The 13,264-nt window shown below is 43.9% G+C and carries 17 protein-coding genes; 9 read left to right on the forward strand and 8 right to left on the reverse strand.

Annotated elements, in window-relative coordinates:
* The first annotated feature begins 26 nt into the window (after positions 1 to 26).
* From leuC to JOC33_RS09220, 6 genes are all read left to right on the forward strand, one after another.
* On the forward strand, positions 27 to 1,460 hold the full coding sequence (leuC, locus tag JOC33_RS09195) for a 3-isopropylmalate dehydratase large subunit (RefSeq protein ID WP_205092192.1): 1,434 nt from the start codon (positions 27 to 29) through the stop codon (positions 1,458 to 1,460).
* A 3-nt stretch (positions 1,461 to 1,463) separates the two neighbouring features.
* Positions 1,464 to 2,051 carry a 3-isopropylmalate dehydratase small subunit gene (gene leuD / locus JOC33_RS09200; protein ID WP_205092193.1) on the forward strand — a complete coding sequence of 196 codons (588 nt, stop codon included), beginning with the start codon at positions 1,464 to 1,466 and terminating at the stop codon, positions 2,049 to 2,051.
* A 61-nt stretch (positions 2,052 to 2,112) separates the two neighbouring features.
* The gene (ilvA, locus tag JOC33_RS09205; protein WP_338054492.1) at positions 2,113 to 3,075 is read left to right on the forward strand and encodes a threonine ammonia-lyase; all 963 of its coding nucleotides are present in this window, start codon (positions 2,113 to 2,115) and stop codon (positions 3,073 to 3,075) included.
* 456 nt (positions 3,076 to 3,531) lie between these two features.
* The gene (locus JOC33_RS09210; protein WP_205092483.1) at positions 3,532 to 3,693 is read left to right on the forward strand and encodes a YqaE/Pmp3 family membrane protein; all 162 of its coding nucleotides are present in this window, start codon (positions 3,532 to 3,534) and stop codon (positions 3,691 to 3,693) included.
* Positions 3,694 to 3,897: 204 nt separating this feature from the next.
* Positions 3,898 to 4,632 carry a Bax inhibitor-1/YccA family protein gene (locus JOC33_RS09215; RefSeq protein ID WP_205092194.1) on the forward strand — a complete coding sequence of 245 codons (735 nt, stop codon included), beginning with the start codon at positions 3,898 to 3,900 and terminating at the stop codon, positions 4,630 to 4,632.
* Between the two features lie 76 nt (positions 4,633 to 4,708).
* Complete coding sequence (locus JOC33_RS09220; RefSeq protein ID WP_205092195.1) at positions 4,709 to 4,915, forward strand: hypothetical protein; 207 nt, start codon at positions 4,709 to 4,711, stop codon at positions 4,913 to 4,915.
* Between the two features lie 57 nt (positions 4,916 to 4,972).
* Here JOC33_RS09220 and JOC33_RS09225 read toward each other — a convergent pair whose 3' ends face one another.
* From JOC33_RS09225 to JOC33_RS09235, 3 genes are all read right to left on the reverse strand, one after another.
* Positions 4,973 to 5,179, reverse strand: a complete 207-nt coding sequence (locus JOC33_RS09225) for a PLDc N-terminal domain-containing protein (RefSeq protein ID WP_205092196.1) — start codon at positions 5,177 to 5,179, stop codon at positions 4,973 to 4,975.
* Between the two features lie 197 nt (positions 5,180 to 5,376).
* A complete protein-coding gene (locus JOC33_RS09230) occupies positions 5,377 to 5,709 on the reverse strand; it encodes a hypothetical protein (RefSeq protein ID WP_205092197.1) in 333 nt (110 codons plus the stop codon).
* A 342-nt stretch (positions 5,710 to 6,051) separates the two neighbouring features.
* Entirely contained in the window at positions 6,052 to 6,447 is a 396-nt protein-coding gene (locus JOC33_RS09235; protein WP_205092198.1) for a hypothetical protein, read from the reverse strand.
* 155 nt (positions 6,448 to 6,602) lie between these two features.
* Here JOC33_RS09235 and ric point away from each other — a divergent pair, with 155 nt between their 5' ends.
* A complete protein-coding gene (gene ric / locus JOC33_RS09240; RefSeq protein WP_205092199.1) occupies positions 6,603 to 7,295 on the forward strand; it encodes an iron-sulfur cluster repair di-iron protein in 693 nt (230 codons plus the stop codon).
* A 108-nt stretch (positions 7,296 to 7,403) separates the two neighbouring features.
* On the opposite strand, the gene JOC33_RS09245 is transcribed toward ric, so the two are convergent.
* Positions 7,404 to 8,255 carry a patatin-like phospholipase family protein gene (locus JOC33_RS09245; RefSeq protein WP_205092200.1) on the reverse strand — a complete coding sequence of 284 codons (852 nt, stop codon included), beginning with the start codon at positions 8,253 to 8,255 and terminating at the stop codon, positions 7,404 to 7,406.
* Positions 8,256 to 8,363: 108 nt separating this feature from the next.
* Positions 8,364 to 8,510: an FbpB family small basic protein gene (locus JOC33_RS09250; protein WP_205092201.1), complete on the reverse strand. Its 147-nt coding sequence runs from the start codon at positions 8,508 to 8,510 to the stop codon at positions 8,364 to 8,366.
* Between the two features lie 112 nt (positions 8,511 to 8,622).
* Between JOC33_RS09250 and JOC33_RS09255 the strand changes: the two genes are divergently transcribed.
* Positions 8,623 to 9,777, forward strand: coding sequence for an aminotransferase A (locus tag JOC33_RS09255; RefSeq protein ID WP_205092202.1), 1,155 nt, complete (start codon positions 8,623 to 8,625; stop codon positions 9,775 to 9,777).
* A gap of 454 nt (positions 9,778 to 10,231) precedes the next feature.
* Positions 10,232 to 11,404 carry an MFS transporter gene (locus JOC33_RS09260; protein ID WP_205092203.1) on the forward strand — a complete coding sequence of 391 codons (1,173 nt, stop codon included), beginning with the start codon at positions 10,232 to 10,234 and terminating at the stop codon, positions 11,402 to 11,404.
* Positions 11,405 to 11,765: 361 nt separating this feature from the next.
* On the opposite strand, the gene JOC33_RS09265 is transcribed toward JOC33_RS09260, so the two are convergent.
* The 3 genes from JOC33_RS09265 to JOC33_RS09275 all read right to left on the reverse strand — a co-directional run bounded on the left by JOC33_RS09265 (position 11,766) and on the right by JOC33_RS09275 (position 13,128).
* Positions 11,766 to 12,623 carry an NAD(P)-dependent oxidoreductase gene (locus JOC33_RS09265; protein ID WP_205092204.1) on the reverse strand — a complete coding sequence of 286 codons (858 nt, stop codon included), beginning with the start codon at positions 12,621 to 12,623 and terminating at the stop codon, positions 11,766 to 11,768.
* Between the two features lie 67 nt (positions 12,624 to 12,690).
* A complete protein-coding gene (locus tag JOC33_RS09270; RefSeq protein ID WP_205092205.1) occupies positions 12,691 to 12,870 on the reverse strand; it encodes an aspartyl-phosphate phosphatase Spo0E family protein in 180 nt (59 codons plus the stop codon).
* Positions 12,871 to 12,945: 75 nt separating this feature from the next.
* Positions 12,946 to 13,128 (reverse strand): aspartyl-phosphate phosphatase Spo0E family protein, encoded by a 183-nt coding sequence (locus JOC33_RS09275; RefSeq protein WP_205092206.1) that lies wholly within the window; start codon positions 13,126 to 13,128, stop codon positions 12,946 to 12,948.
* Positions 13,129 to 13,264: the final 136 nt, after the last annotated feature.

Below are 13,264 nucleotides of genomic sequence, written 5' to 3' on the forward strand. Positions count from 1 at the left end.
TTACCAAAATGCAAGGAGTGAAATAGATGGCCCAGCCAAAAACGATTATCGACAAAATTTGGGAAAATCATATCGTCCATCAGGAAAAAGGAAAGCCGGACCTCCTGTATATCGACCTTCATCTCATTCATGAAGTGACTTCTCCACAGGCATTTGAAGGACTTCGGATGAAAGACAGAAAGGTCCGCCGCCCGGACTTGACCTTTGCAACCATGGACCATAACGTCCCTACCCGCAACAGGCATGTCATTAAAGATCAGGTGTCTAAAAAACAGATGCATACCCTTAAAGAAAATTGTGAAGAATTCGGCGTACCTCTTGCTGATATCGATCACCCTGACCAGGGGATCGTCCATGTAATCGGTCCGGAACTTGGTCTTACCCATCCAGGTAAAACTATTGTGTGCGGGGACAGCCATACATCGACACATGGCGCATTCGGTGCACTTGCGTTCGGAATCGGCACAAGTGAAGTCGAACACGTCCTCTCCACCCAGACGCTTGGCCAGGCTCCACCGAAGACGCTTCAGGTCAAGGTGGAAGGCAAGCTTGGAACCGGCGTTACAGCAAAGGATTTGATATTAGCTGTAATTGCAAAATACGGCGTCCGTTTTGGTACTGGCTATGTCATCGAATACACCGGAGAAACCATCCGGGAAATGTCGATGGAACAGCGGATGACAGTGTGTAATATGTCGATCGAAGCAGGCGCACGTGCCGGCTTGATCAGTCCCGATGAAACTACGATCGACTATTTGCGAGGAAAACGGCATGTTCCAGAAGGAGAAGCCTTTGAGGAAGCAGCCGACCATTGGCGGTCCCTTGCGACTGACCCTGGGGCAGCCTATGATGCAACGGTTACGATTGACGCATCCAAAGTCGAACCGCAGGTCACCTGGGGAACCAATCCATCCATGTGTGTACCTGTCGGCGGTTCTGTACCAAATCCGGACGACAAAGAAAAAGACTATGAAAAAGACGAAATACAGCGTGCACTTCAGTATATGGGCTTAGAAGCCGATCAGCCGATGACATCCGTGACTATCGACCATGTGTTCATCGGTTCCTGTACCAACTCTAGGTTAAGTGACCTGCGAAAGGCTGCAGAAATCGTCCGCGGCAAAAAGGTACACGAACAAGTGACAGCACTTGTCGTCCCTGGTTCAAAAACAGTCAAAGAAGCAGCTGAAAAAGAGGGCCTGGATGTTATTTTCACTACGGCAGGATTCGAATGGCGCGATGCCGGTTGCAGCATGTGTCTTGCGATGAATGACGATATTATCCCATCAGGAGAGCGTTGTGCATCGACATCGAATCGTAATTTTGAGGGGAGACAAGGGAATGGCGCACGCACCCATCTCGTCAGCCCTGAAATGGCTGCAGCAGCTGCAGTGGAAGGACATTTCGTCGATGTCCGGGCATTTAGTAAAAATTCACAGTTTGCCGATAAGGAGGTGTAGGCCATGGAACCGATTCGCGTCCATACGGGTCTTGTTTACCCAATGAACCGTGCCAACGTCGATACCGACCAGATTATCCCGAAGCAATTTCTGAAACGGATCGAACGCCAAGGGTTTGGCCAGTTCCTCTTTTACCACTGGCGATTTGATGATGATGGCAACAGACGCAGTGATTTTTCCCTGAATGAAGAAAAGTATAACAATGCTACGATTCTGGTAGCAGGTGAGAACTTCGGCTGTGGATCCTCACGGGAGCATGCCCCGTGGGCGATCCAGGACTATGGATTCAAAGTCGTCATCGCCCCGAGCTTTGCTGATATTTTTTATAACAATTCCGTTAAAAATGGTATCCTGCCAGTGAAATTAGGATCCGAGGAAACACAGGAAATTTTGAGAAAAGCCGAACAAGAGTCTCTCAAGCTGACCGTAGATTTAGAGAATCAGCTGGTCTGCGATGAGGAAAACCTCGAGTTTCGCTTCGATATCGCTGAGTATCATAAAGAAATGCTGTTAAACGGCTGGGATGAAATCGCAGTGACCTTGACCCACGCTGATAAAATAACGGCTTTTGAAAAAAATCATGCCTATTAAGCAAAAAGATTAATTTATCAAGGAGTGTGAAGACATTGGGAATTCGTTATTATTAAATAAGGTGGCTGATGCAGCAGAACAGCTGAAATCAGTTGTCCATCATACCTCGTTGGCTACTTCGTCCACCCTGAATGAGATGACAGGTAAAGAAGTTTATATGAAAATGGAAAACCAGCAAAAAACAGGGGCCTTCAAAATCAGAGGGGCTTTCTATAAAATTTCACAGCTGACGAAACAGGAGATGAAACGCGGAGTGATAGCTGCTTCTGCCGGGAATCATGCCCAAGGCGTTGCCATGGCAGCGGCACAGCGCGGAATTAAAGCCAAAATATTCATGCCAGCTCATACACCACAAGCTAAAACAAAAGCAACAGAAAGCTATGGAGCAAGTATTGTATTAACCGGGGAGTCCTTTCAAGAAGCATACGAAGCGGCCGTAGAGGAACAAAAACGATCCCAGGCTGTATTCATCCACCCTTTCGATGACCCCGATGTCATGGCGGGTCAAGGAACTATCGCGTTAGAGATGCTGCATGATGAGCCCTCTCTTGACACACTGATTGTGCCAGTCGGGGGCGGCGGGCTGATCAGCGGAATTGCAGTTGCCGCCAAAAGCATCAATCCAGACATCAAGATTATCGGTGTTCAATCGGATGGAGCGTCTGCCACCTACAATAATTATTATGCCTGTGGCAGCACTGCCCTTTCCTCAGTATCGACGATTGCGGACGGCATCGCCGTGAAACGCCCGGGAGAGCTGACTCTCCCGCTTATCCGAAAATACGTCGATCAAATGCTTACTGTTTCTGACAAAGAAATTGCAGCAACGATCGTTCACCTGCTAGAACGGGAAAAAGCTCTGGTCGAAGGCGCAGGAGCAGCTGCCATGGCTGCCCTGCTCTTCCGCGGAGAAAAAATAGCATCCAACAAATGCGGTGTCATTGTCAGCGGAGGCAACATGGATATCACCCGTCTCCCCTCCATCGATAAAATGTCCCGTAAACAGAAGTATAATGTAGTTTGAGGTAGAATAAGGAAATCCCATCATGTATGTTCACGATGGGATTTTTCCTTTTTGTCTTGACATTATCAGGTAAATCTACCGTAAAACGCGTTTAAGCAAAACGGACACGCGTTTTAGGCTGCGAACACGCGTGTTCCGGGCTGTGAGCATGCGTTTGAATGTGCGTTTTCAGCCTGAATACGCGTTTTCTTGCTTCGAACACGCGTTTCTTGGCTTTGAACACGCGTTTTCTGGATGTATACACGCGTTTCCTTTGCGTTAACACGCGCCTTTCCACTACGAATACGCGTGTCCTGCATCTAAATACTTTTTTCGCTACCTATACTCTGGCATAAACATACCTTACATCAAATAAAGCACAATACTAATTTTCCTTACATCGACCCATTTTTCTCTTTATTATGTTTTAGATACTGTGCAGGTGGAATAGGGTGTCTAAGGAGGCTGATTGAAATGTTGAAATATATATTAGCCGTACTCCTGCCGCCACTGGCAGTGTTGATGACTGGCAAAACTTTTAAAGCTTTGCTGAACCTTATTCTGACAGCCATATTCTGGCTGCCAGGTGCCATTCACGCGGTACTGGTCGTACGGAATTCAGAGACGCAAACCGTATAATGAGTAAGAAACGGACGGCTCGCGCAGCAGCGGGTCGTTTTCTTTTACACTTTAAGAAAGTTTAAACTTTGTTAAAGGATGAAAGTATAAGTAAAACGAAGGCTTTCGCCATAAGGACTTGGCGGCAAGCCAAGTTTTTCAAACATAGTTATGCCTGTATAATCATAGTTTATTAACATTACTAATGTAATAGGAGGAAAAATCATGCGGACAGCAAACCCTGCCTTGCACGGTAAAACTTTTTCGCGCTATCAGGGAAATGCAGACAAACGTGCTATGACCCTGCAGGGAACAGTGAACAAAGTATTTCTACTTTTGATTATCCTGGCTGCAACAGCGTTTTATACTTGGAATTTATATTTTAATGGCCAGCCTGTCGAGCTCTATTTAGTAGTTGGCCTTATCGGTTCGCTGATTTTTGCTTTAATTACGGCCTTCATCCCACGAATAGCACCGATAACGGCTCCTGTTTATGCCGCTTTGGAAGGATTATTTATTGGGGCCATATCTGCTTATTATGAAAATCTTTATGAAGGAATTGTCATGCAGGCGGCGTTATTGACCATCATGACTCTGTTCGGGCTTCTGATCATTTATAAACTGCGAATCATCAAGGTGACGAAAAATTTCCGCCTCGGTGTTGTGGCGGCGACACTTGGTATACTGCTCGTTTATTTAGCAGATATTATCCTGCGTACTTTTACAAATATGCAGGTGCCGCTGTTACATGAATCAAGCCTTCTCGGCATCGGGATCAGTCTGCTGATCGTTGTAGTAGCTGCCCTGAACCTGGTCCTTGACTTCGATTTTATCGAGCATGCTTCTAAACGAAATGTCCCAAAGCATATGGAATGGTACGGGGCTTTTGGATTGATTGTCACATTGGTATGGCTTTATGTGGAAATGCTCCGTCTGCTAGCAAAGTTGAGAAACCGCTGATTCCCATAAACAGCACATTGTAAGGTTTTATCAACAAGTGAATGAGGTAATTGATTGATAGAGGAGGTAGATTTAAATGGATGAGCTCGATAATTTTCTACACAAACTAAGCAGTTATACAAAAGAAGTGACAGAATTGCGTACATCCTATGAACACATGACAACAGAGCAGCAGGAGATCGTCAGGAACGCTGCCCCTAATGGAGAATCACCTGAGACTTTGTCAAAAATTGCTTACAAGTGGCATGACGCCCTATATGAACAAGTAAAAAACCAAAAATAAAACACAGGATTTTCCTGCAAAAAAAAGCGGATGACCTTCTATGGTCATCCGCTTTTTTTAAGAATCATTTCTGATTACAAGGTAAACAATCAAGCCCACAATCGGAAAAATGATTGTAGCCACCAGAACGATCAGTGCATACTCCTGGCTTTTCCCCTTTCTCCTGCTGTCCCGATAAGCCCAGATACTTGTTATAATATTTAAAAATAACAGCAGCAAACCAAATAATATAAATATCAAAAAAATCGAACCGACTTCAATCATCTAGTTTCCACCTTTCTGAAAAATCACCCTTATTATCGGGTACCGGCAGCCATAAATTTAGAAAAACTCGCACTCAACCGTCTTTTCGTGAATGTGATAGTTTTTCTTATACTTCGGAATAAACATTTTCGCTACGTCGAAAAGCTTCTTCGCAAACATTTTATATATTCTGAATGTATTAGAAAAGTAAATTTCTTTCAACTTTCCTCCCTGTCAAACCATCGATCAGTATACAGCTTATCTTCCCATCGTCTGACCATCCCCAAAGCTTCATGGAAAGTAAGCGTTCCTGTTTCGTTGATGGGTCTTGCACAAGCATCGTAACAGCCATTTTCTTTTGCTGTCAGCAGCATCACTTTCCAGGAAAGTTTATTCTCCCACATCTCTTTTCCCTTCACAACAACTACCCAATGGGTATCCAATACATGCTGCCCTCGCCAGAACTTGGAATGGAGTACATTTTTATCTTTCGTACCTATTAAAATATGTCTCCGCGGATAGAATTCTACATAATCAGTTGTCTCCTTCATCCTGTTCCTCCCTGCTTTCCACTCATGGTTATTATCTGTTTTATGCGGAAAAGAAGAATTTAAGCACGCAAAAAAACCCTTCATATGGCAAGAGACAGCTGAAAAAGTTTTTCTAACCTAAAAGAGCTGTTAAAGTTTGTTGTTGATTATCACGAATAGACGCTGTAATTACTACTTAAAAACTCATAAATAAATAGAAGCATAGAAACTTTCAAAATTAAATAGAAAACAGTCTGTATGGTGTCTTATGAACCATACAGACTGTTTTTTTGTCATACATTTTCTATACCACCAGCGCACTTACAGTGGCCTTCACATGGCAAAAGGGCTTTTTAAAATAAATTATGATTGTCGTCTGCGTCTTGTACTTAAACGGTAAATCTGCCTGCCAAGGCCGTAAAGTGTATAGCAGACACCAAATGTGACCACAGCCAAAATCTCTATGCCTAAGACATTTTCGGCAACGGTCTGGTCATAATTCATCACCTGATATAATTGAATGCTCAGAAAGAGATTAATAGCTGAAAGACAAATGACCAAAAATACAAGCAGCCGCTTCCAATTGGCACTGATCAGCCATTCCATGAGTGGCTCAAACAACCAGACACCGCCAGCTACCAGCAAAAAGGCTAATGCAAAATGTACAATCAATGGATCGATACCCAATATTGCAAACCCGTCCATTCTTCCTTCCACCCACTCGGCTATCGACTTTGCCCACTGAGAAAATTGCTCCATACTGCCCCGACCTCCTTTTTTGCTACCAGTTTAGGCAGTTATGTACCAGTTTATACGGCACCTTTATGTAAATCACAGCCAGGGTGTGATTTATATCAACGTCTTAACAAAAAATGAAAGGTATCATAAAGGTATTCACAAAGGAGGCTGTACTTATGACAACATTCACTAGAGAACATACACCTGCGGATATCGTAAACATTTATCCGAAAGCAAGTGACCTATTTAAAAAGAATCGGATTGATTTCTGCTGTGGTGGAGACCGGCCGCTGGGCGAGGTATTTGATAAACAGAAAATAGATGAAGATATGATTTTGACAAAGCTGAATGAGAATTATACAGAGTGGGTTTCGAAGGGCAATCAGGCTGCCGACTGGGATGCAGTTTCCAATACGGAATTAGTAGATCATATCGTATATACCCACCATGCGTTTTTGAATGAGGAATTGCCGGCATTAGGTCAGTTTGTGTCGAAGATCTTCCGTGTCCATGGGGATCACCATCCACATCTGAGAGAGCTCCATAAACTGTACAATGAATTGAAGACAGAACTGGAAGCCCATCTCATCAAAGAAGAAACAGAAGTATTCCCGCTTGTTAAAGAATATGACGAGAACCCGAGTGAAGAATTAAGAAATCGTATTCATGCTGCCAATGGGACCCTTGAAAATGAGCATGACCATGCAGGTGATATTTTGAAACAAATCCATACGATTACGGGAGGATTTGAGCCGCCGCAGGATGCCTGTAACTCTTACCGGATCACCTATAAACGATTGGCAGAGCTTGAGGAAGACACGTTCCAGCACATTCATCTTGAAAACAATATTCTGTTTAAGCGTATCTGACCTTAACAAAACGGAGCAATGGCTCCAAACTTAAAACCCGAACTAGAATGGTTCGGGTTTTCCTATTGATAAAATTTAATTCCAATTCCAAGAATCGTTCTCGCTCCGTCAGGATTTCAAGAAGTCCTCCAGGGCTTTTTCCCGATACTTCATTTCTTCATATCCTTGCATGTAAAGCTCATGAAGTTTTTTACGGTTACGTTCGATACGGCTTACGGATAAAGGTGTCTCTGGCCGGATAATAAATGCTCGTCCTTCTTTTTCCAGCTGCCATAATTTTTCTGTTAGACCGTTATAAGCAACATGACGGTTCAACATAGTTTTTACGAACGCCGGATGCTGCCTGAATTTGCGCTGGATAAGCCATCCGCCTTTCATCCTTCCTTTCGTGTACCCTTCATTTCTTGTCAGTACTACCACATGCTTTTCATTTCCATACTGTATGGATTGATCGATCGGCACCGGGGCTGCGATTCCTCCATCCATTAATGTTTTTCCCTCGTAAGTGATGCTCGGAGCGATCAATGGTATCGAGCAGGAAGCCCGCATGATCGTCATCAGGCTGTTACGGTCCGGAAAATCATGATAATGCACAGCATCCCCAGTCATTAAATCCGTTGTTGCCACGGAAAAATGTGTCTGGCGGTTTTCGAATGCTTCAAAGTCGAATGGCACAAGTTCATTCGGAAGTTTATCGAAAATGAAGTCCATGCCAAACAGCTCTTTTTTCCTAAGGGCCCGGAGATAGGATATGTATTCAGGATGATCGCCGTAGCCAACTAGGACATTGTAGTTTCTCCCCCGCTGTCTGGCGACATATGAACTGCCATTAGAAGCTCCCGCGGATGCTCCTGCGACGAAAGGAAAGTGCAGATTCATATCCAGAAAATAGTCGAGTACCCCCGCCGTGTAGGTTCCTCGCATACCTCCCCCCTCTAAAACAAGACCTGTCTGCTTCATTTCCGAACCTCCTTTTTCCTCTATAGGAATTGTATCAATCTTTTTGGTTTTAAAAAAACAGTAAAAACAGCCGGCTCCTTAGGCCAGCTGTTTCTTTGTATGTTATCATCAGTTTACGTATGGTTTGCCCTTATTCGCCTTACTATGCTTTTCATCGAGCTGTCTCTCGATTTCCTGCATCGCTTCCGGGTCCTTTAATAGTTCTTCCTTTTTCTGATTAACTAATTCATCAAATGTCGGTAAATTCGGACGCATCAAGCTCTACTCCTTTCTTCGAAGTATATCCCTATTATAACAGGGGATATGTATGTATTTATTTAAATTGTTTGAACATTTTGTTAACTTTTATCATACTTGGGGGTACCTCATGGAACATTTAGTGAACGACAACGTAAAAAATATAGAAATATCTGGTATACGTAAATTTTTCAATATGGTCAGCGACTATAAAGACGTCGTCTCCTTATCGATTGGACAGCCTGACTTTCCTACTCCAGAACATGTGAAACAGGCAGGGATCCATGCGATCAGCCGCAATCAGACTATCTATACACCGAATGCAGGCATCTTCGAATTACGGGAGGCAATCAGCAATCATGTCCAGCGAAAATACCAATTGGAATACGATCCTTCGGCGGAAGTCATCGTCACAGTCGGAGCGTCCCAGGCAATCGATATTAGCCTCCGCACCATTTTGTCACAGGGGGATGAAGTCATACTGCCGGGTCCTGTGTATCCTGGGTACGAACCGCTGATCAGGCTTGCCGGTGGTAAGCCGGTCTATGTCGATACCAGACCGACAGGATTTAAAATGACGGCAGAAGCGATTACTGCCGCTATCACACCTGCTACAAAATGTATCATTCTGCCCTATCCATCCAACCCGACGGGAGTAACCTTATCAAGAGCAGAACTGGAAGAAATCAGCGCCATAATCAAAGAACGGGATTTGTTTGTGCTGTGCGACGAAATTTATAGTGAATTGGTGTATGACCAGGAACATGTCTCTCTTGCATCATTTCCTGAAATCAGGGACAAAGTACTCGTCGTGAATGGCGTATCGAAGTCCCATTCCATGACGGGATGGCGGATTGGATATTTGCTTGGACCTGCTGAAATTACCAGACATATATTAAAGGTCCACCAGTATAACGTTTCCTGTGCTACTTCCATCAGCCAGTATGCCGCCCTTGAAGCCATTCATAACGGTGGTAATGACCCGGAAGATATGAAAAAGGAATACGATAAAAGAAGGAAATATATCATGGGAAGACTGGATGCCATGGGGCTTCGGTATGAACGGCCAGGAGGAGCGTTCTATATCCTTCCAGAAATCAGAGTTGAAGGTCTTTCTTCATTTGAACTTGGGGTGCAGCTCGTCAAAAATGCTGGTCTCGCTATTGTCCCAGGCGACGCTTTTTCCCAATATGGCCAGGGTTACATGCGGATCTCCTACGCGTATGATATGAAAACTTTGGCACAAGGACTGGATCGTTTGGAAAACTTCCTTGAAATTTTTTAAATGAATCGTGTAAGAAAAGAAAAATACCATGAGAAAAATAGCTATTTCTCGTGGCTTTTCGTTCCAAAAATCTATCATTGGAGTAACGGGCACGGGCTGAAATTCCACTCGGTCAGGTTACCTTTTTGACCAGAAATTTTTTAAGCCGTGCCCGCAGAATGAGACTCAACAAATAGATTACCAACTTTATTAGATTAGAATGGACATAACCAGTGGCTTTAATCGTTTACCAGCCCCCCTTTTCCGGTATCAACAATAAAAAAAATGCTCCAGTGAGTTTTAATCCAGACAGATGTGGCCATATCCCTTATTTAAAAAGTTTCGACAGAATACTGCTGATAGCTTTACCACTTGTGAATCCTCACCTTATAATAGAGAGGCCGCTGTCTTATAAACCAGCAAGCATACATAGGTCTTTTGATCTGAAAGGAAGCGGCAAGGAGTGAAAGGTACCTTGCAAATGAAAAAAGCTTTACCGATATTATTCGCTGTAATGTTTTTCGTCATGGTCGGATTCGGCATTATCATTCCTGTCCTGCCCTTTTATGCGGAGGAAATAGGGGCCTCCCCGACGCAATTAGGTTTACTGATGGCTGTTTATTCTTTTATGCAGCTGATTTTTGCACCTATGTGGGGACGGATATCTGACAGGATCGGTCGGAAACCGGTCATCGCACTCGGCATCGCCGGTCTGGCATTGTCATTCTTTTTAATGGCTTTATCTACGCAGCTTTGGATGCTGTTTGCCGCAAGAATTATTGGTGGATTCTTATCATCTGCCAACATGCCGACCATCATGGCATATGTTGCCGACATCACATCGGAAGAGGATAGAGGAAAAGGTATGGGGATCATCGGAGCAGCGATCGGTCTGGGTTTTGTATTTGGACCGGCCATTGGCGGTGTTTTCTCCAAAACAAGTCTCGAGATGCCGTTTTATGTCGCGGGTATTTCCTCGCTGATCACGCTGCTGCTTGTTTTGTTCCTGCTGAAGGAATCTTTGTCTAAGGAATCACGAGGGCAGCATTCAGCAAAAAGAGAGCCATTAAGATCGGCACTCGGAAAACCAGTATCCCTTTTGTTTTTCCTGCAATTATTCGTTTCTTTATCCCTGTCAGGTCTCGAAGCCACTTTTGCTTACTTTGCAGCAGAAAAGGCTGGACTCGGGGCAGTGAGGTTAGGCTATATCTTTATGATCATGGGCCTTGCAGGCGCACTTGTCCAAGGTGGGCTAGTCGGACGTTTGACAAGAAAATTCGGGGAGCCTTTCGTTATCCAGCTCGGCATTTTTATTTCTGCTATCGGATTTGGTCTTATTCTATTTGTCGATGACTTCCTTACCGCCACAATCTTTCTATCGGTCTTCGGTATCGGCAACGGGGTCATCAGGCCGAGCGTTTCATCGCTGCTTACCAAAAAGTCGAAAACCGGGTATGGCAGCGCTACGGGGCTTCTCTCTTCGTTCGATTCCCTTGGCAGGATAATCGGTCCACCCCTTGGGGGATGGCTGTTTTCCATTGCCATTGGGCTGCCATTTATATCAGGAATCTTTTTGTCCATCATCGCCTGGTTCATATTCCGGTTTTATGCTGCAAAAGTAAAAAAGAGCCAATCTGCTGCTTATTAGAAAAACTAAGCCCGCAGGAATCACGAGGTCACTGAAAAAGTCCTTTCTAATCTAGAAGAGCTATTAATATTATTGTGATTCTCAAGAATCGCTTAGCGGTGGATGCTTGCCTCGAGCACGGCCTCAAGCCTTCTTCGTCAAGAAGAATACTTGACCAAGTGGATCTTAGGCTCGCGTTGTTTCCGCAGGCGTCACCACGGAACGCTCTTTGTGGAATCAACAGAAGTAAAATGAAAATAACAAAAGTAGCATGATTGAACGATAAAATAATTCAATCAGGCTACTTTTTTAGTCCATAGCTCAAAAAATCAGCAGTTCTTCAGTACCCTCGGAACCACCTGTGAACTATCAGCTGTAAAAATCAGCGGTAATGCATCTGAACAGCTTGTGTTCCTTTATCACCATAACCCAGATCAATGAGCTGGCTGTATATGCCTTTTGACAATTTCAGTCCCGGCAGTTCCAGCCCCATCCTCTCCGCTTCTTCTATGGCAATTTTCAAATCTTTGACAAAGTGTTTTATATAAAACCCTGGCTCAAAATCACCCTTGATGATTCTTGGAGCCAACTGGCTTAAAGACCAGCTTCCGGCAGCTCCTGTCGTTATGCTCTCAAGGACTCTTTCCGGAGATAAGCCGGCGTGTTCTGCATAGGCTATCGCTTCTGCAACGCCAAGCATATTAGAGGCTATGGCAATCTGATTGCACATTTTCGTATGCTGTCCTGCTCCGGATTCACCTTGATAGACAAGATTAGTCCCCATCGCCTCAATAATTGGTTTTACTGCATCAAATTTATCTTTATCTCCTCCGACCATGATAGAGAGTTTTCCTTCCCTTGCACCTATATCACCGCCTGATACAGGAGCATCCAGCACAAATGCTCCTTTTTCACTCCCTGCATCTGCAATACGTTTGGCAAGGGTTGGAGTGGAAGTGGTCATGTCAATGAGGTATGTACCAGGCTTTACACTGGTAAGTAAACCGGTATCACCGAAATACACTTCTTCCACATCATCGGGATACCCCACAATCGTAATGACAGCATCCCTATCGTCGGTCAATTGGTTAAGGCTGTCCGCCCATTTTGCTCCAGCCTCGAGCAAGGGATTTGCTTTTGTTTTCGTCCTCGTATGGATTTTCACATCGTATCCGGCAGCTAGCAGCCGGTTTACCATACCGTTCCCCATCACTCCCACACCTACGAAACCTATTTTCATTTGTGATCATCTCCCCTTTGATGAAATATAGAAAAGCTGCCCTATTGTTTCCATCAGGACAGCGCATTCATAATTTTTTATATTTTTTTACCTGTATATCATACATATTTAACAATTCATCCAATTCCTGACTGATTCGAACCGACTCTGGGCTTGTAAACCCTTCCAGTAAGGCAACCGTCGTCATCTTTTTCCGTAAGTTTTCTATTCGACCGAGTAATTGATCAGCATTTTCTGCTTTTTTCAACAGGTTACCTCCAATCCCCTCATACTACTCCTATTTTACCATAGCATAAGGGAATTGACATGTAACCAGTTGCAACTAGCTAATATTAATTTTTTGTTTCATATACTGAATAATCAATTGATCAAGCTGCTGACTCTCTTTGATGGTATTACGGCTTTCCCTTCCATATTCGTCTGCAATGGAAAACATTCTTCTCTGCATAAAATTGATTTGTTCTTCTAAACCTTCCAAGTCCATATCTTTGTTATAAACTTCCATTGAAACCTAACCTCCATGAATCTACTTTTTTCCACTTTTTAAATTATGACTTGTACTAACAACTTTGTAAACTGTATCGTAAAAACTAGACATGATTCGTCAAAAATAGTGTTTGCCAGACAAGTGAATGATGACT

Origin of the sequence: Thalassobacillus pellis (assembly GCF_016908295.1) — a bacterium.
In the GTDB taxonomy this organism is placed as follows: domain Bacteria; phylum Bacillota; class Bacilli; order Bacillales; family Halobacillaceae; genus Thalassobacillus; species Thalassobacillus pellis.